The organism is Streptomyces sp. UG1 (genome assembly GCF_049974585.1).
Taxonomy (GTDB): domain Bacteria; phylum Actinomycetota; class Actinomycetes; order Streptomycetales; family Streptomycetaceae; genus Streptomyces.
In genome coordinates, this window is sequence record NZ_JBNGGG010000003.1 from 67,887 (window position 1) to 84,741 (window position 16,855).

The window sequence follows — 16,855 nt, forward strand, 5'->3', positions numbered from 1 at the left end:
CCCCCGTGGTTCGAGAGGGACCTACGTCAGTTGTAGGCCGCGAACGCCTTCGAGAACGCGAACTTCTCCTGGAGGATCGAGCTGCACGTCGCGTCCGCCGCCAGCTTCTCGCCGCCCGCGCACTGCTGGTCGCGGGTCGCCGACCACATCGACAGCCAGCCGAGGCCCTTGGACTTGGCGAAGTCCACCAGCTGGGTGGCGTCGTCGACCTTGAAGATCTCGGTGGTGACGTCGTTGACGCCGATCATCGGGGTGACGGCGACCGTCTTCCAGGCCGTGCTGTCGGAGAGGCCGAGCACGCTCTTGATCTGGGCCTGGGTGGCGGTAGCCGCCTGTTCGGCGTAGGTGCCCATGTCGCCGCTGTACGCGGGGCCGTAGTCCATCGCCATGATGTTGACGGTGTTGATCTTCACGCCGTTCTTCTTGGCGTCGGCGAGGAGGTCGACGCCCGGTTGGGTCAGGCCCTCCGGCATGACGGGGAGGGTGAAGGAGACGTTCAGGGCGGGGTGGTCCGCCTGGAGCTTGGCGATGGCCTGGGCGCGGCGGGTGTTGGCCGCCTTGTCCGGGAGCGCGCCGCCCTCCACGTCGAAGTCGACCTTGGTCAGCCTGTAGGCGTCCACGACCTTGCCGTACGCCGCCGCCAGCGCGTCCGCCGAGGAGCAGGTCGTCGCCAGCTCGCTGCCGGCCGCACCGCCGAAGGAGACGCGGACGTCGCCGCCCTTGGCGCGCAGGGCACCGATCTGGGCCGCCACCGCGTCACTCGCCAGGTCCGTGACACCGCCCCACTTCGGGGTGCAGCCGCCACCGTCGGTGATGAAGGCGAGGTTGTAGTCCTTGACGCCGGTCGCCTCCGCGCTCGCCGCCATGTCGAAGGCGGGGTGGAGGGAGGTGTCGATGTACGGGGCGAAGCCGGCGCCCGCCTCCGTTCCGGTGCCGGGGCTCTGCGTGGGTTCGGGGGTCGCGGAGGGGGTCGGGGCCGGCTTCGGTGACTGGGTCGGGCGGCCGCTCGGCTGCGGTGTCGCGGTGCCGTCCGCGCCGCACTCGGCGTCGTCGATCAGACAGCCCGTCGGGGCGGCCGTGCCGTTGACGACGAAGCCGACGGTCACCGACTCGCCGGGGGCCAGCCCGTCCGAGTCCCACTTCGGCGGCGTCACAGTGACCTGCCGGCCGCTCACGCTCGACTCGGCGTTCCACAGCGAGCTCAGCGTCGAGCCCGACGGCAGGTCGAACCGCAGCGTCCAGTCCTTCTTCGCCCGGCCGCTGTTGTTGGTGACGACGTACTGCGCGGTGTAACCCGTCGTCCAGTCGCTGGTCTTCGTGTATGCCGCCCCGACGCCGGCCGCCTGCGCGGTACCGGTGAGGACGATCGCGCCACCGCCGACCGCGGCCGCGGCGACGAGACCGCCGATCGCCTTGCTCCTGCCGCTGACCTTGCGCCGGTGCGTACTCATCGCGTGCCTGCCTTCGCTCTTCGCGGGGATTCCCGGGGGGTGGGGTGCGGCAGCACGCTAGCGATGCGGAATCGGGCAAAGCGCCTGATCCGGGCAGTGGTTGGGGACCTTAGGGTGCGCTTAAGGAAGGGATCGGGGGCGGTTAAAGGTCGAGACCAATCTGCCGGGACGACGGCGTCGCACCGACCCCCGATGCCCCCTGCGCACCGGCTCTCTCCCATCGAGCTGGATCCAGATCCGCACCTCGGCTCCGCCCAGCACCGACGACCCGATCCGCACGTCCCCGCCCGTCGACTCCGCCAGCCGCCGCACGATGTCCAGGCCCAGCCCGGTCGACCCGGCGCTGCCCGACCCCCGCCCGCGCGCCATCGCCGCCTCGGGGTCGGCTACGCCGGGCCCCGCGTCGGAGACGAGCACGATCACCGCGTCCTCGCCGTTGTGCAGGTCGACCGCGAAGGCGGTGCCCTCGGGGGTGTGCCGGAAGACATTGCCGAGCAGGGCGTCCAGCGCGGCCGCCAGATCCGCCCGGGCCACGGGTATGCGCACCGGCCGGTCCGCCCCGGCCACCCGCACCTTGCGGCCCTCGTCCTCCGCCAGCGCCGACCAGAACGCCATCCGCTCGCGCACCACCTCGGCCGCGTCGCACCCGGCGCCCGGACCGGCGGCCACCGTCTGCGGCTTGGCGTCCCGGGCGGTGCGGATGATGGTGTCGACCTCGCGCTCCAACTGGGCGACGGCGGCCCGGGTCTGCTCGGCGGCCGGACCGTCCCCGAGCGAGGCCGCGTTCAGGCGCAGCACGGTCAGCGGGGTGCGCAGGCGGTGGGACAGGTCTGCCGCCAGCTCCCGCTCGTTGGCGAGGAGTTGTACGACCTGATCGGCCATCGCGTTGAACGCGACCGCCGCCAGCCGCAGCTCCTTCGGCCCCTCCTCGGGCACCCGGGCGCCCAGCTTGCCCTCCCCCAGCTCGTGCGCGCCCTCCACCAGGCGCTGCGCGGGCCGCACCATCCGTACGCCCAGCCGGTCGGCGACCGCGACCGAGCCGACGATCAGCGCCAGCCCGACCCCGGCGAGCACCGCCCAGGCCGTGGCGAGGCCGTTGGTGACCTCGGACTCGGGGACGTACACCTCGACGACGGCTATCTCGCCGGAGCTCAGCGCGACCGGTTGCAGGAGCGTGGAGCCGCCGGGGACCTCCGTGGTCGAGGCCCGCCCCAGCTTTCGTACCGTCGCGATGTCTTCGTCGGCGGCGCGCTGCCGGCCGAGGTCGACAGCCGCATTGCCGCCGGTCCCCGTCCTGCCGGATCCTGAGCCTTCGGCCTTTGAACCGTCGGCGTCGGCGTCACCGGAGGCCGGTATGTGCACGGCCATCCCCGCGTCCGACCCGGCCGAGGCGACGACCCGCTCGAGCTGGTCCCGGTCGGTGGTGATGGACAGCGCCGGGGCGACGGCGGCGGCCTCCCGCTCGGCGTTCGAGAAGGCGCGGTCGCGGGCCATCTCCCGGATGACGAGTCCGAGCGGCACGGCGAAGGCGACCACGACCATGGCGGTGACCGCCAGACTGACCTTGACCAGGGCCCATCTCATCGCGGCGGCTCCCCACCGGGTGGTTCCAGCTTCACTCCGACGCCGCGCAGCGTGTGCAGATAGCGCGGTCGCGCGGCCGTCTCCCCGAGCTTGCGCCTGAGCCACGACAGATGGACGTCGATGGTCTGGTCGTCGCCGTACGACTGCTGCCACACCTCGGCGAGCAGTTCCTTGCGGGGGACGACCACTCCGGGCCGGGCGGCCAGGAAGGCCAGCAGGTCGAACTCGCGGCGGGTGAGGTCGAGTCGGAGACCGTCCAGCTCGGCCTGGCGGCGCAGCGGGTCGACGGTGAGGCCGCCGACGCGCAGCACGGTCTCGGGCGGCACCTCGCCCGCGGCGCCCCTCGAACGCCGCAGGACGGCCGCCATGCGGGCCGAGAGGTGCTCGACCGAGAAGGGCTTGGTGAGGTAGTCGTCCGCCCCCGCGTTCAGCAGCCGGACGATCTCCGCCTCGTCGTCCCGCGCGGTGGCGATGATCACCGGCACGTCGGTGATCCCGCGCAGCATCTTCAGGGCCTCGGAGCCGTCCAGGTCGGGCAGACCGAGGTCCAGGATGACCACGTCGAAACGGAAATGGGCGACCTCGCGCAGCGCCTCCAGCGCCGTCCCGACACTGCGCACGGTGTGCGCCGCGTCGGTCAGGTGCCGGATGAGCGCCGAGCGAACGAACGGGTCGTCCTCGACCACGAGCACACTTGCCATGCGCCGCACCGTACGCCATGCGAGGGACGACATCCCGGGCCTGTGGACAACGGGGCTGTGGATAACGGGGGTGTGGATAGCGGGGGTGTGGATAGCGGGGGTGGATGACTCGGACCGTGTGCGGCCCGTGAGACCCGTGAGGCAGTATGGCCCGCGATGCGCAGAGCACTCGTACACGTACTGGCTTGGTCGCTCGCCACGGGCGCGGCGGTCACGCTGTCGTGGTGGGGTGTGCACACGGTGATGGCGGGCACGGTGTACGACCGCCCGCGCGCCCTGCCCATCACGGCGGCCGACGCGACGGCGCAGGGCTCGAAGCCGCTGGCGTCGTCGACACCCTCGCCCCGGCGGCCGACGCCGTCGAAGAGCCCCTCGCCGAAGCCGACCGGGACGCCCCGCACCCCGGCCCCCGCGAAGCCGCCGGCGAACACCCCGAGCCCCTCTCCCACCACGTCCGGCCAGGTCAAGAGCTACGACACCGAGGGCGGCCGGGTGGTCTTCGACATCGCCACCGCCTCCGCGACCCTCGTCTCGGCCACCCCGGGTGCGGGCTGGTCGATGCAGGTGTGGAAGACGGAGACGTGGATCCGGGTGGAGTTCGCCTCGGGCGCGGACCGGGTGTCGGTGTTCTGCACCTGGCACGACGGACCGCCGCGGGTGGAGATCGGGAACTACTGAGTCACCGGCCCCGGCACCATCACCGTCACCGGAACACGGCGGGTGGCGGCGCCGGGGAGGCCACCGCCGCGAGGTCGGTCACGGGGAGGGCTCCGCCGGTGAAGTCGGTGAGGGGCTTGCCGTGTTCGACGCGGGCGGGGTGTGGGTCGGATGCGGCGCTGCGGGTCAGTTCGGCGATGGGCAGCGGTCGGTCGGAGGCGACGAGCACGGCGTTGCCGAAGCGCTTGCCGCGCAGTACGGCCGGGTCGGCGACCAGGGCGAGTTCCGCGAACCGGTGGGCGGCGGTGGCGATCTGGCCGCGCAGATGCGCGAGCGGCGGGCCGTCGGCGAGGTTGGCGGCGTACACGCCACCGGGTGCCAGGGCCCGGCGTACGTCGTCGAGGAACTCCGTCGAGGTCAGGTGGGCGGGGGTACGGGTCCCGCTGAAGACATCGGCGATGACGAGGTCGGCCCACCCGTCGGGCACCTTGGCGAGCCCGTCCCGGGCGTCGGCCGAGCGCACCCGGATCCGGGCGCCCGGATCCAACGGCAGTTCCCGCCGGACCAGTTGGACGAGGGCCGCGTCGCGCTCGACGACCTGCTGGGTGGAGCGGGGCCGGGTGGCGGCGACGTAGCGGGCGAGGGTGAGGGCGCCGCCGCCGAGGTGGACGGCCCTGACGGGTCTGCCGGGCGGGGCGGCGAGGTCGATGACATGGCCCAGGCGCCGCTGGTACTCGAAGGAGAGATACGCCGGGTCGTCCAGGTCGACGTGCGACTGCGGGGCCCCGTCGACGAGGAGCGTCCAGGCCCGGGCGCGGTCCCGGTCGGGTATCAGCTCGGCGAGCCCGCCGTCGACGCGCTCGACGACGGCTTCGGCTGCCGCCGCCCGGCGCCGGGTGTTCCTGGACCTTCCCATGGGGTCATTGTCGCAAGCGGGCGCCCGTGCCGCCCGGCCGGCCGCGTCACCGGCAGTTGTCGGCCGCCTCGATGAGCCGCGCCGCCTCGCCCAGCGCCGCCCGCAGCACCGCGGGATCGGTCGCCGGATCCGCCTCGCCGGGCGGCAGCAGCCAGTCCGAGCCCTCGACCGGGGGCTCGGGGTGCAGGTCCATGCCGCGGCCGTCGGTCTCCGTGCAGGTGCTGCCGGGCACGTCCCAGGCGGCCGCCGTGCCCGGCGGGACCACGAAGCCGAGGGTGTCGCAGTCGTCGTCGTGCAGGACGGGCCCCACCGCCTCGCCGGCCCCGCGCCGCAGGATGTCGACCGCCTCCAGGCCCTGTCGCGTCGGCACGGTGACCACGTCGCACCCCGCCTCCGGGTCGCAGCACCGGCCCGGCGGCAAGCCGCACTCCGCGGTCGGCGCGTGCCCCGCCGGGGTCGACGGCGTACGAGGAACGATGCTCTGGCTGGTCTCCATCCCGACCTCCACCACTGAACCCCTTTTGCAGTCCGAAGAGTTCAACGCGGCGCGGCGTCAACGGCTACGGCGGAAGTGCGCCGCAAAGGATGGCAGTTCATGGCAGATCACGTATGAGATATCCGGTTTGTAGCCAAACCCTGCGTGGCGGGTCCGCTACAGCAGGTACGTTCTTGCCCGCTGGACGCAAGGGCGCCACACGGATATTCGGTACCGGCACCAGGTACGGACATCCGATCAACTCGCCCTCGTTCCGGCATGGTTCGACGGTTCGCACGAGAGGACCCGGCCATGGCGTCGTCAGAGCTGACCTCGTCCCAGCCCTCCAGGCCACCGCGGCCGAACCTCGCGTTCCGGCAGTTGCGCGGACAGCGCTCGCCGGCCGAATTCGCCGCGGCGGTACGACGGGCCGCTCGCGAGATCGGTGAGCGGGTGAGCTGTGACGCGCGTTACGTCGGACGGGTCGAGGCCGGCGAGATCCGCTGTCCCAACTACGCGTACGAACGGGTGTTCCTGCACATGTTCCCCGGCCGCACCCTCACCGACCTCGGCTTCGCGCCCCGCTCGTCCGTACGCGGACGCCGGGCGCGGGGCGAGGAGGACGCGCCCCCGGTACGCACCACGAGCCCGGCGTGCACCACAAGTGAGACGCGCGGGGCCCGGGATCCGTATGACCCGCTGAACCCGCAGGACCCGTACGGCCTGTACGACCGCCCGTACGGCACAGAGCAGAGCCACGAGAACCACGAGGAGAGCGACGTGCTACGTCGCGCATTCATGACCGGCGGGGGCGCCACGGTGGCCGCCGCTTCGCTGGGCCCGCTGGGCCTCGCCTTCGACGCCGCGGCTGCGGAACGTCCCGTCCGACGCGTCGGGGGACGCGAGGCGGACGCGCTCGAGGAGGCCGTACGCCGCATCCGGCTGCTCGACGACCGGCACGGCGCCGACGGCCTCTACCGCCGCGCCGCCGCACCGCTGCGGGCCGCCTACGCGCTGCTCGACGCCGGTACGACCCGGCAGGCGACCGGCGACCGGCTGCACGCGGGCGCGGGTGAGCTGGCCATCTCGGTGGGGTGGCTGGCGCACGACTCGGGGCGGTTCGACGACGCGCGCTCGCACTACGCGGAGGCGTTGGCCACGGCCCGGATGGCCGGGGATCCGGCCCTGGAGGCGCACGCCTTCTGCAACACGTCCTTTCTCGCGCGGGACGCGGGCCGGCCCCGCGAGGCGGTGCGGGCGGCACAGGCCGCGCAACGCGTCGCGCGCGCCCTGGGCTCCTCTCGCCTGATGTCCCTGCTGACGCTGCGCGAGGCCGGCGGCTGGGCGGGGCTCGCCGACCGCACCGGCTGCGAGCAGGCCCTGGTCCGGGCGCAGGCCCTCTTCGGGCGCGGCCACTCGGACGCCGACCCCGAGTGGATGAGCTTCTACGGCGAGGCCGAGCTGGAGGCGCTGGAGGCGCAGTGCTGGTCGATACTCGGCAACTGGCCGCGCGCGGCACGGCACGCCTCGCGCGCGGCCCAGCTCCAGGACCCGCACTTCACGCGCAACATCGCCCTCTACACGGCGGAACTGGCGGACGACCTGGCCCGCGGGGGCCGTCCCGACGAGGCGGCCGCGGCCGGGATGCAGGTGCTGGACCTGCTGGACCAGGTGCAGTCGTCGCGGGTGCAGACGATGCTGGCGGGAACCGCGCGGGTACTGCTGCCGCACCGGCGGGCGAGCGGGGTGTCGGCGTTTCTGGAACGGCATGCTTCGGTGCCGCGTACGGCGTGAACGGTACGGCGTGACCAGGGCGCCCGGCGTTGGTGCTGGGCGGGGGTAGGTCGCGCGACCCGGCGCTGGCGGGGTGCCGCCTGCGCCCACCCGTGCCGCCCCAGGCGGCACGACTGCCCGCAGCCTGACGGCATGGCTGAACCTATGGCTAGGCCAGATGCCCGAGGTCGTTCCAGCTCTCGATCGCCGGCTCCCCGTAGGCCCAGCCCAGCACCGACAGCGACGTCGGGTTCAACCTGATCCGCGCCGCGAAATCCAGCGGCAGGCCCAGCCAGCGCGCGCCGATGGACCGCAGGATGTGCCCGTGCGCGAACACCAGCACATCCCGGTCCGCCTCGCGCGCCCACGCCACCACCTCGTCGGCCCGGGCCGTCACCTCGGCCAGGGTCTCGCCCCCGGGCACTCCGTCGCGCCAGATGAGCCAGCCCGGGCGGACGGACCGGATGTCCGCCGGGGTCATGCCCTCGTAGGCGCCGTAGTCCCACTCCATGAGCGTGTCCCAGGTACGCGCGCGTTCGGCGAAGCCGGCCAGTTCGCACGTCTCACGCGCGCGTGAGAGCGGGCTGGTGCGTATCTCGACGTCGGCCAGCCCGTCGTACGGCGCCCGGTGCAGGCGCTCGCCGAGCAGCTTCGCGCCCCGGCGGCCCTCCTCCAGAAGAGGCACGTCGGTCCTGCCGGTGTGCTTGCCGGACAGCGACCACGCCGTCTGTCCGTGCCGGGCCAGCAGGATGCGCGGTGCCATGAAGGGGCCTTCCGGGAGAAAACGAGAAGCGGAGCCCGTCCATCATCCCGCACGCTGTTCGGGGGCAACCCGGCGGGCGATCTCTGCGTCTAGAGGGCCGGGGCGCCCGAAGAAGGCGCGCGCGTACACCGTAAAGTGGTTCGACCGGTCAGCCGGGCGGCAGGACGAGAAGGGGGAGGCGATCGGATGCCACACGCCGAAAAAGCTGGCGTGGAGGCGACGCCGCGAACCCGCCTGCGCTGGTGGACCGAGCTGCCGCTGATCCTGCTGGTCTACGCCTGCTACTCGGCGGGGCGCCTGCTCGCCCGGGGCGATGTCAACAGCGCCGTCGACCACGGCCTGGCGATCCTGGACATCGAGAAGGCCCTGCACCTCAACGCGGAGCACCCCCTCAACCGCCTCTTCACCCGCGAGCCCTGGCTGGGCGTCCCGGCCGACTTCTGGTACGCGTCGCTGCACTACGTGGTCACGCCCGTCCTCCTGGTGTGGATCTTCCGCTCCCGCACCGCGCACTACCGCGCGGCCCGCACCTGGCTGATGACGTCGACGTTCATCGGCCTGATCGGCTTCACCCTGCTGCCCACGTGCCCGCCCCGGCTGCTCGCCGCGGGCCACGGCTTCGTCGACACGATGGCCCAGTACAGCTCGTACGGCTGGTGGGGCGGCGAGGCGAGCGCGCCGCGGGGCCTGGGCGGCATGACGAACCAGTACGCCGCGATGCCGAGCCTGCACGTCGGCTGGGCGCTGTGGTGCGGGGTGATGCTGTGGCGCCACGGCGGGACGCGGCCGGCGAAGGTGGCCGCCGTCGCCTACCCGCTGATCACCACGATCGTGGTGATGGGCACCGCCAACCACTACTTCCTCGACGCGGTCGCGGGCGCCGCCGTGATGGGCGTCGGGTTCCTGCTGGCGCCGCATGTGATGCGGACCATGGACCGACTGCGGGCGCGGTTCGCGGCGGGCGCCGCCACCGTCGCCACGGCGTCCGGCGGGTCCGCCGCGACGGGCGCGGGCACTGTCGTCCCGGTGGCCTCCGGCGACGCTGCTTCCTCGATTGTCAGTGCCGGATGCCAGACTTCCGTGGGTGAGCGAATTCCACGGCAGCGCGAGTCCCCGTTCGGATCGGGAGCCGAGCCGAGTGCCGCTCCCCAGGACGCGGGGGACGGCGCTCCGGCATCGGCTCGCTGAGCTGCGCGGTCCCGACGTGGCGGCCAAGGCGCTGGACGCGCGCGCCCTGGCCGCCCTCGCCGCCAACCCCGGCTGCAAGCGGCGCGCGATCCTGGACGGCGCCGGGGTGAACAAGGCGGCACTGGCGAGCGCGCTGGGCTCGCCGTCGGTGTTCGGGCAGTCGCAGTTCGCCTTCACGCGCGGCAACGCCTTCGAGGCCAAGGTCAAGGCGGACGGCGGCGCGGAGCTGCTGCGCCTGGTGCACGAGAAGCTGGACCGCGGCGCCGAACCGCCCGCCCACGCGCGCGTGCCCGAGCTCACCGCGACCGGGCCCGAGGGCCGGACGGCCCGTACGGCTCTGGCGTTGCGCGAGGCCACCGAGGCGCGCGGCGAGTGGACCCTGCTGGACCACCCCATGCTCGCGCTGGACGTCGCCGGCTCGCCCGCCTTCCTGGAGCCGGACGCGGTCGTCGTGCACCCGGACGGGAGTTGGACGGTCGTGGAGATCAAGTCCTTCCCGATGCTGGACGGCTCGGCGGATCCCACCAAGGTGGGCGCGGCCGCCCGGCAGGCGGCGGTGTACGTGCTGGCGCTGGAGGAGATCGCGTCCCGCCTCGAGACCGCCCCGCGCGTGCGCCACCGCGTCCTCCTCGTCTGCCCCAAGGACTTCTCCAATCTCCCCACCGCCTCGGCCGTCGACGTCCGCAAGCAGCGCGCGGTGACCGCCCGCCAGCTCGCCCGTCTCACCCGCATCGAGGACATCGCCGACACCCTCCCCGTCGGCACCTGCTTCTCCCCCGAGCTGCCCCCGGCCGAGCTGACGGCCGCCGTCGAGTCGGTCCCGGCGACCTACGCGCCCGAGTGCCTGTCCGCCTGTGAGCTGGCCTTCCACTGCCGCGCCCGCTCCCGCGCGTCCGGCGCGGTGACCTCGCTGGGCCGCTCCGTGCGGGCCGAGCTGGGTGGGCTGGCGACGGTGGAGGACGTCCTGTCGGCGGCCCACGGCGAGTCCGGCGATCCGGACGACCCGGCGGTGGCCGCCCTGCGCAGAGCGGCACGGCTGCGCGCGGAGGCGCTCGGCCGGGACGCACGGACGCTCGGCCGGGACGGACAAACTCTCGGCGGGGCCCCACAGACGCTCGGCCGGGACGGACAGACTCTGGGCCGGGACACACAGGCCCTCGGTCAGGAAGGCCTGGCCGCCGGCCCGGAGGCGGTGGCCCCGTGTCGCTGATCGCCACCCTGGCCCGCCTGGAGGCCGTCAGCACCGGCCGCGCCCAGCCCGCCGCGACCGTCCGCCACCGGCATCTGTCGGACCGCCCGCTCGTCTTCGTGCCGCTCACCACCGCCGGTGAGGCCGGCGCCCCGCTCGGCGCGCTGGCCGGCACGGACCGTCACGCCCCGCACCTGCTGGTGGTACCGCAGCCGCGCGACCGGGACCTCAGGTTCACGTTCCTGGCCGAGCTGGCGGACGTCGTGCTGCCGTACATCGACGCCCACGCCGAAGCCGTGGAGGCGGCCGAACGCAACGAGACCGACCCGGAGACCGGCAAGCGCGTCAAGGTCGAGGTCGAGCTGTGCGCGGACGCCCCGCAGCTCATCGTGCCGAGCCGCGCCGGCATCGACTTCGTGCGGCTCCTCGGCCGCTCCATGCGGTTCAGGCGTACGGCGGAGCAGGACCCGGAGACCCCGTATCCCGCGCCCCCGCGCGTGCCGCTGCTCGGCCGCTGGCTGACCCACTTCGGCGAGCGGGCCCGCGTGCCCGGCTCCTCGCTGCTGCTGGCCATGACGGACGTACTGGCCCGGCACTGGGCGACCGGCCAGTCCACCCTGGAGGACCAGCACCTGGGCGCACTGCTGGCCTGGATCGACCCGCCGGCCGGCGAGATCGGCGCCGAGGCGGCCCTGCGCGCGGAACTCGCACGGGACCGGGAGGGCCAGCTCCTGTGTCCGCCCGCCGGTCCCGCCACCGACCCGGCGTTCGACAACAAGCTGCTCGCCCCCGCCATCGAGCGCTACGACCGCGCCCGCACCGCCCTCGCCGCCGCCGAGGACGGTCTTCAGGCCGACGACCGGCTCGGTGACCTCACCGCCGCCGAGCGGGAGATCCGCGCCCTGGTCGAGAGCCGCACCCGGCCCACCTGGGACGCGGTGTGGCGGGGCCTCGACCTGCTGCGGTCACACCTGCCCGAGGCCGGTCGGCACGTCGAGGAGCGATGGACCCGCGACCGCTGGTCGTTCACCGGCCACCGCGACCGCGTCGTCGCCGGCGAGCCCCCGCAGCCGCGCCGTGACGACGCGGTCACCGCCGCGAACAAGCTCGCCGCGCGCGAGCGCGAACAGGCCCGTCTGGAGGCCCAGGAGGCGCTGGACGACCCGCTGGTGATGGCGGGGCGACGGCTGATCGGGGAGGCCTTCGCGGGCGAGGTCACCGATGTGGTGATGGCGTACAGCGAGAGCAAGCGGCCGAGCCCGCGCCCGCTGGTCACCGTCCGCACCGACGACCGGCCCCATCTGGGCGAGCGGGCCAAGGTGTACCGGTCGCTGGGCGGAAAGCCGCAGTCGGCGGAGTTCGTCGGCCATGAGGGAGCGCATGGGGGAGAGAACGAGGACGGCGGCGCGCTGATCGTGCTGCGGGTGCTCGACAAGATGGGCCGCGGCAAGGAGCCGGAGGAGGGGTCGGTGCCGCAGAAGGGCGACCTGGTCTGCTTCACCCTGTTCGAGCACGAGCAGCGGGGCGGGGCGAAGCTGCCCGAGCCGGAGCAGACGCCGTGGACCCACGGCGGGCCGCCCGGGGAGCAGGTGTTCGAGGCCGCCGACGCGCCGACCGAGGAGGACGTGCTGTGACCGCCGTGTTCGACCCCGGTGCCGCGGCCGCCGAGGCCACCGACGCGATCCTGCACCACACCCTGCACAGCGAGGCGCGCGGTGTCGTCGTCGACTCCCCGCCCGGCGCCGGCAAGTCCACGCTGGTCGTCCGCGCGGCCCTCGAACTCGCGGACGCCGGCCGTCCGCTGATGATCGTCGCGCAGACCAACGCGCAGGTCGACGACCTGGTGCTCAGGCTCGCCGAGAAGAACCCGGAGCTGCCGGTGGGGCGGCTGCACAGCAGCGACAGCGACCCGTACGACAAGGCGCTGGACGACCTGCCGAACGTACGCAAGTCGGCGAAGGCGGCCGACCTCGCGGGCCTCGCGGTCGTCCTGTCCACGGCGGCCAAGTGGGCGCATGTGAAGGTCGACGAGCCGTGGCGGCATGCGATCGTCGACGAGGCGTACCAGATGCGCTCGGACTCGCTGCTCGCCGTGGCCGGGCTGTTCGAGCGGGCGCTGTTCGTGGGCGATCCGGGCCAGCTCGACCCGTTCTCCATCGTCGGCAGCGAACAGTGGGCGGGCCTGTCGTACGACCCCTCGGCCTCCGCCGTCACCACCCTGCTGGCCCACAACCCGGACCTCCCCCAGCACCGCCTGCCGGTCTCCTGGCGTCTGCCGGCATCGGCCGCGCCCCTGGTCTCCGGCGCCTTCTACCCCTACACCCCCTTCCGCAGCGGCACCGGCCACGACGACCGCCGGCTGTCCTTCGCGGTCCCGTCCGACGGCTCGGGCCCGGACCGGGTGATCGACGAGGCGGCGGAGTCGGGCTGGGGCCTGCTGGAGCTGCCCGCCCGGCGCACGCCGCGCACGGATCCGGAGGCGGTACGGGCGGTGGCGACAGTCGTACGGCGCCTGCTGGACCGGGGCGGCGCGGCCACGTCGGAACGCTCCCCCGCCCCCACCCCCCTGACCGCCGACCGGATCGCGGTCGGCACGGCCCACCGCGACCAGGCGGCCGCGGTCCGCGCGGCGCTGGCCGAGCTGGGCGCGACCGACGTCACGGTGGACACCGCGAACCGGCTCCAGGGCCGCGAGTACGACGTGACCGTCGTCCTGCACCCCCTCTCCGGCCGCCCCGACGCCACCGCCTTCCACCTGGAGACGGGCCGCCTGTGCGTCCTCGCCTCCCGCCACCGGCACGCCTGCATCGTGGTGTGCCGGGCAGGGGTGAGCGAACTGCTGGACGACTATCCGTCGACGGAACCGGTGCAGTTGGGGACGCTGGTGAAGTTCCCGGACGGCTGGGAGGCGAATCACGCGGTGCTGGCACGGCTGGCGGAACACCGGGTGCCGTGGCCACCGTGAACGAAACGACACCCGCTCACCCGGCAGGCTTTCGACGCCCCCCATCCGCCGGACGGAGTCCGGCACGCCGCCGGAGGCGGCCAATGAACACAGCCCGGACGGCTGGGAGGCGAATCACGCGGTGCTGGCACGGCTCGCCGAGCACCGGGTGCCGTGGCGACCGTGAACGAAACGGCACCCGCTCACCCGGCAGGCCCTCGACGGCAGGCCCTCGACGCCGCCCGGCGCGCCCTCCGTTCGACCTGCCCCGACGCCCACTTGCGCCCGCGCGGGACAATGGACGTCGGACCGGTCCGCAGGCGAGCCACCGGTACCAACGAGGTCGGTGACCTACGAGATCGGTGACGTACGAGGAGGACAAGACATGGCGGAGCCCACGCCGCGTCGGAACGAACCGCGGCTACGCCCCGCGCCCCTGCTCTTCGAGCCCGCGCAGGCGGCCGCCGACCCGGAGCACTTCTTCGACCTGGAGTCGATCGACGACCCGCGTGCGCTGCTCGCGCGGGCGACCGAGCTGACCCAGGCGTTCCGGGCGGCGACGGATCGCGCGGTGGAGTTCCAGGCCATCGCGGCGGCCCAGCTCGCCGACCCCCGGCGGTTCGACCGGCTCACGCCCGCCGACATCGCCGAGCGGGCCGAGTGGACCGAGGACTACGCCAAGAAGATGGTGGAGTTCGGCAGGGATCTGATGCGGGGGGTCGAGGGACCGGGACACGTCGACCCGGTGTGACCCCACCCGCCCCGAGTGCCGCAGGGCACGCGCCACAAGACCTCAGGGCATATGCCAGGCGGACAAGATACGCCCCGCCACCCCACCCTGTCCCGGATTCTGGGAACTCTCGGGAGTGGGATGCTCACCGTCGGTAGATGTATCCGGCATGAGCAGCACACGCAACGCCCCGTCCTCCCCCGCCTGCCTCACCGCGGACGGCGCCGCCTGGCTCGCCTCCGCTCAGCCGCATCCGCGCAGCGCCCGAGCGCTCCGGGACGAGCGGCCGGCGGCCTCCGCCGTCCTGGCCTGCGGTTCCGTGTTCGACGTCGTGAGCGCGCCGGTGATCTTCGGGCGCGGGATCGTCGACCAGCTCTGGGAGGAGGGGCCCGGCTCGGGACCGGTGGCGGTGTTCCGGGGCCGGATGCTGCTGTTCGCCGCCCCCGGCACGGCCCAGCGGCTGCCGTCGTTGCTGCGGTGGGAGGAGTTCGGCCGCGCGGGCGATGTGCCGCCGCTGCTGTGCCACGGCCCCGGAGACGCGGTGACCGTCCCGGCCCGGTCCGGCTCCGCCGCCCCCAACGGCTCCCGCTGGCTGGTCGCGCCGGACAGCCGTAATCCCTGGTTGCCGGGGGCCGAGGTACTGCTCTGGGCGGCCGTGCGGGCGGCTCGCGCCGCCGTTCGGATATCGATTTTTCCCCACCCCGATCAGGGTGCTAAGGTCTACGACGTCAGCAGGCGCCGCTAGCTCAGTTGGTTAGAGCAGCTGACTCTTAATCAGCGGGTCCGGGGTTCGAGTCCCTGGCGGCGCACGATGGCGATGGCGAGGTGTGTTCGCGGAAAGCGCGAACCATCTCGCCATCTCTGTTATTGCGCGGCTCCGCCGCGCGTTGTGGGGGCTTCGCCACCCACACCCCCCTCGCCGTCGGCCGTCGTGGCCGCAGGCCAGGAAGTCACCCGGCCGTCGCGATCTTCACCGTCCACGCCCCCGACGCCGTCCGCCCCTCCACCTCCACCCGGACCCCCTCCCCCGGCACCGTGAAGCTCTCACCGAGGCCGACCGGCGCGTCCGCGAGTGGTGGGTACACGGACTCCTCCCAGCAGGCCTCGCTGCGCGGATGCGCGTCGATCACCTCGACCGGCCCGCCCCCGGACTCGGTCTCGCTGCGCACCCGGTACACCAGCACCCCCTGCCGGCAGGCCCGCGTGTCATTGCCGACCGGACCGCGCACCTCGAAGGCGAGCGCGCTCTCGGGCCCGGTACGGACGACGGCGAGCTTGACGCCGTTGCCCAGCCCGAACCCCGGCGTTGCCCCACGGGAGCCGTGAGAGCCCTGAAGGCCCTGAGCGCCCTGAGCGCCGTACGAACCGAAGCCCTGCCCTGGCGCCCCTGCCCCCGCCTCCGCCCCTGCCTGCACCAGCCCCCCGGGCCCCGCCGACAGCGGCTCCAGCGTCAGCCGGACGGACCCGCTCCCCGACCCCTGCACACACACCACCTGCCGCGGCTCCAGCCACCCCAGCTTCCACTTGTGCCAGCCGAACAGGTCCGGCGCCATCCCGAACTGGCTGCCCATCAGGTCCCAGTCGCCGACATAGGTGTCCCAGTCGCCCTTGCCGTCCGCCGGACGGTGGTACAGGTCGGGCAGGTCGAAGACATGGCCGGTCTCGTGCGCGAGGACCAGCCGGTCCGGCGGATGGTTCTCGAACACGGTGACCACACGCCGGATGTCCTTGCCGTCGGCCCGCAGCGGGGCCTGGAGGTTGACGACCTTGGTGGCGTCCGAGTCGACGCCGGGCGCGTCCGGGTCGGCGACGAAGTACACGATGTCGTAGCGCGAGAAGTCCACCTCCCGGTCGGCCACCGCGAGCGCGTCGCGCAGATAGGCGGCCCGGTCGGTGACGCGCCAGTCACGCTGTATGGCGTACGCCGTCGAGGCGCGCGGCATGCGCAGCCAGTGCCGCAGCGGATGCGGGCGCAGGGTGAATCTGCCGTAGGAGGCGCGTTCGAAGAAGTGGGTGGTGGCCGGAAAGTGGTCGGCCGTCAGTTCGGCGGGGGTCGTCTGCGGGGGCGAGTCCGGGAAGGACAGGAACACCATGACCGCGTCGAGGCCCCGGGTCGGGCGCGGATAGGAGGCGTTCCAGGTGTCCAGGCCCTCGGAGTGGTGGGCGTCGGTGCGCTCCAGGGCGCAGGGTGCCGAGTCGAAGGGTTCGGCGGCCGACGGGCCGACGACCAGGGAGGTCGCGGCCAGCGCCGACATCGTGGTGAACACCGCCGCGGTGCTGCGCAGTCGGGGTCGGTCCCGCAGCAGGCCCATCCCATGGTGCAGGGGGAACTGACGCGGCACGTGGACCTCCGGGTGCGGTTCGCGGGACACCGCACCCAGCCTGTGTCTGATTGTCGTACTACGTCCTGTTCTGCTGCACCGGACGGGTGACCGGGCCGGAGGCTCGTCAGGGCCGACATCCCCGATTCGCTCACGGAACGTC

Annotated in this window: 15 protein-coding genes and 1 tRNA gene; 9 read left to right on the forward strand and 7 right to left on the reverse strand. The window is 73.5% G+C overall.

Translation table 11 applies throughout. The features are described 5' to 3' along the window. Positions 1-26 precede the first annotated feature (26 nt). The 3 genes from ACP4J3_RS04195 to ACP4J3_RS04205 all read right to left on the reverse strand — a co-directional run bounded on the left by ACP4J3_RS04195 (position 27) and on the right by ACP4J3_RS04205 (position 3,736). Entirely contained in the window at positions 27-1,451 is a 1,425-nt protein-coding gene (locus ACP4J3_RS04195) for a cellulose binding domain-containing protein (RefSeq protein WP_426530489.1), read from the reverse strand. A 120-nt stretch (positions 1,452-1,571) separates the two neighbouring features. Next, entirely contained in the window at positions 1,572-3,035 is a 1,464-nt protein-coding gene (locus ACP4J3_RS04200) for a sensor histidine kinase (RefSeq protein WP_426530491.1), read from the reverse strand. After that, positions 3,032-3,736 (reverse strand): response regulator transcription factor, encoded by a 705-nt coding sequence (locus tag ACP4J3_RS04205; protein WP_426530493.1) that lies wholly within the window; start codon positions 3,734-3,736, stop codon positions 3,032-3,034. Before ACP4J3_RS04205 ends, ACP4J3_RS04200 begins: the two co-directional genes overlap by 4 nt. Before the next feature lie 156 nt (positions 3,737-3,892). Here ACP4J3_RS04205 and ACP4J3_RS04210 point away from each other — a divergent pair, with 156 nt between their 5' ends. Further along, a complete protein-coding gene (locus ACP4J3_RS04210; protein ID WP_426530495.1) occupies positions 3,893-4,414 on the forward strand; it encodes a hypothetical protein in 522 nt (173 codons plus the stop codon). Between the two features lie 25 nt (positions 4,415-4,439). Here ACP4J3_RS04210 and ACP4J3_RS04215 read toward each other — a convergent pair whose 3' ends face one another. Together ACP4J3_RS04215 and ACP4J3_RS04220 are read right to left on the reverse strand one after the other, a co-directional pair. Further along, the gene (locus tag ACP4J3_RS04215) at positions 4,440-5,309 is read right to left on the reverse strand and encodes a spermidine synthase (RefSeq protein ID WP_426530497.1); all 870 of its coding nucleotides are present in this window, start codon (positions 5,307-5,309) and stop codon (positions 4,440-4,442) included. Positions 5,310-5,355: 46 nt separating this feature from the next. Continuing rightward, positions 5,356-5,820 (reverse strand): hypothetical protein, encoded by a 465-nt coding sequence (locus tag ACP4J3_RS04220; RefSeq protein ID WP_426530499.1) that lies wholly within the window; start codon positions 5,818-5,820, stop codon positions 5,356-5,358. Positions 5,821-6,096: 276 nt separating this feature from the next. Here ACP4J3_RS04220 and ACP4J3_RS04225 point away from each other — a divergent pair, with 276 nt between their 5' ends. Further along, a complete protein-coding gene (locus ACP4J3_RS04225) occupies positions 6,097-7,578 on the forward strand; it encodes a hypothetical protein (RefSeq protein ID WP_426530501.1) in 1,482 nt (493 codons plus the stop codon). Positions 7,579-7,726: 148 nt separating this feature from the next. On the opposite strand, the gene ACP4J3_RS04230 is transcribed toward ACP4J3_RS04225, so the two are convergent. Continuing rightward, complete coding sequence (locus tag ACP4J3_RS04230) at positions 7,727-8,320, reverse strand: histidine phosphatase family protein (RefSeq protein ID WP_426530503.1); 594 nt, start codon at positions 8,318-8,320, stop codon at positions 7,727-7,729. Positions 8,321-8,506: 186 nt separating this feature from the next. On the opposite strand from ACP4J3_RS04230, the gene ACP4J3_RS04235 reads away from it, so the two are divergent. From ACP4J3_RS04235 to ACP4J3_RS04265, 7 genes are all read left to right on the forward strand, one after another. After that, positions 8,507-9,508 carry a phosphatase PAP2 family protein gene (locus ACP4J3_RS04235; protein ID WP_426530505.1) on the forward strand — a complete coding sequence of 334 codons (1,002 nt, stop codon included), beginning with the start codon at positions 8,507-8,509 and terminating at the stop codon, positions 9,506-9,508. Continuing rightward, entirely contained in the window at positions 9,459-10,718 is a 1,260-nt protein-coding gene (locus ACP4J3_RS04240) for a hypothetical protein (protein ID WP_426530507.1), read from the forward strand. The genes ACP4J3_RS04235 and ACP4J3_RS04240 overlap by 50 nt, the downstream gene beginning before the upstream one ends. Continuing rightward, positions 10,709-12,331, forward strand: a complete 1,623-nt coding sequence (locus tag ACP4J3_RS04245; protein WP_426530508.1) for a hypothetical protein — start codon at positions 10,709-10,711, stop codon at positions 12,329-12,331. The genes ACP4J3_RS04240 and ACP4J3_RS04245 overlap by 10 nt, the downstream gene beginning before the upstream one ends. Beyond that, positions 12,328-13,662 (forward strand): AAA domain-containing protein, encoded by a 1,335-nt coding sequence (locus ACP4J3_RS04250; RefSeq protein WP_426530510.1) that lies wholly within the window; start codon positions 12,328-12,330, stop codon positions 13,660-13,662. The genes ACP4J3_RS04245 and ACP4J3_RS04250 overlap by 4 nt, the downstream gene beginning before the upstream one ends. A gap of 364 nt (positions 13,663-14,026) precedes the next feature. Continuing rightward, a complete protein-coding gene (locus ACP4J3_RS04255; RefSeq protein ID WP_426530512.1) occupies positions 14,027-14,392 on the forward strand; it encodes a hypothetical protein in 366 nt (121 codons plus the stop codon). Between the two features lie 148 nt (positions 14,393-14,540). Then, the gene (locus ACP4J3_RS04260; protein WP_426530514.1) at positions 14,541-15,116 is read left to right on the forward strand and encodes a hypothetical protein; all 576 of its coding nucleotides are present in this window, start codon (positions 14,541-14,543) and stop codon (positions 15,114-15,116) included. Further along, positions 15,107-15,180, forward strand: a tRNA-Lys gene (locus ACP4J3_RS04265). Before ACP4J3_RS04260 ends, ACP4J3_RS04265 begins: the two co-directional genes overlap by 10 nt. Positions 15,181-15,321: 141 nt before the next feature. Here ACP4J3_RS04265 and ACP4J3_RS04270 read toward each other — a convergent pair. Then, on the reverse strand, positions 15,322-16,743 hold the full coding sequence (locus tag ACP4J3_RS04270) for a M6 family metalloprotease domain-containing protein (RefSeq protein ID WP_426530516.1): 1,422 nt from the start codon (positions 16,741-16,743) through the stop codon (positions 15,322-15,324). Positions 16,744-16,855 lie beyond the last annotated feature (112 nt).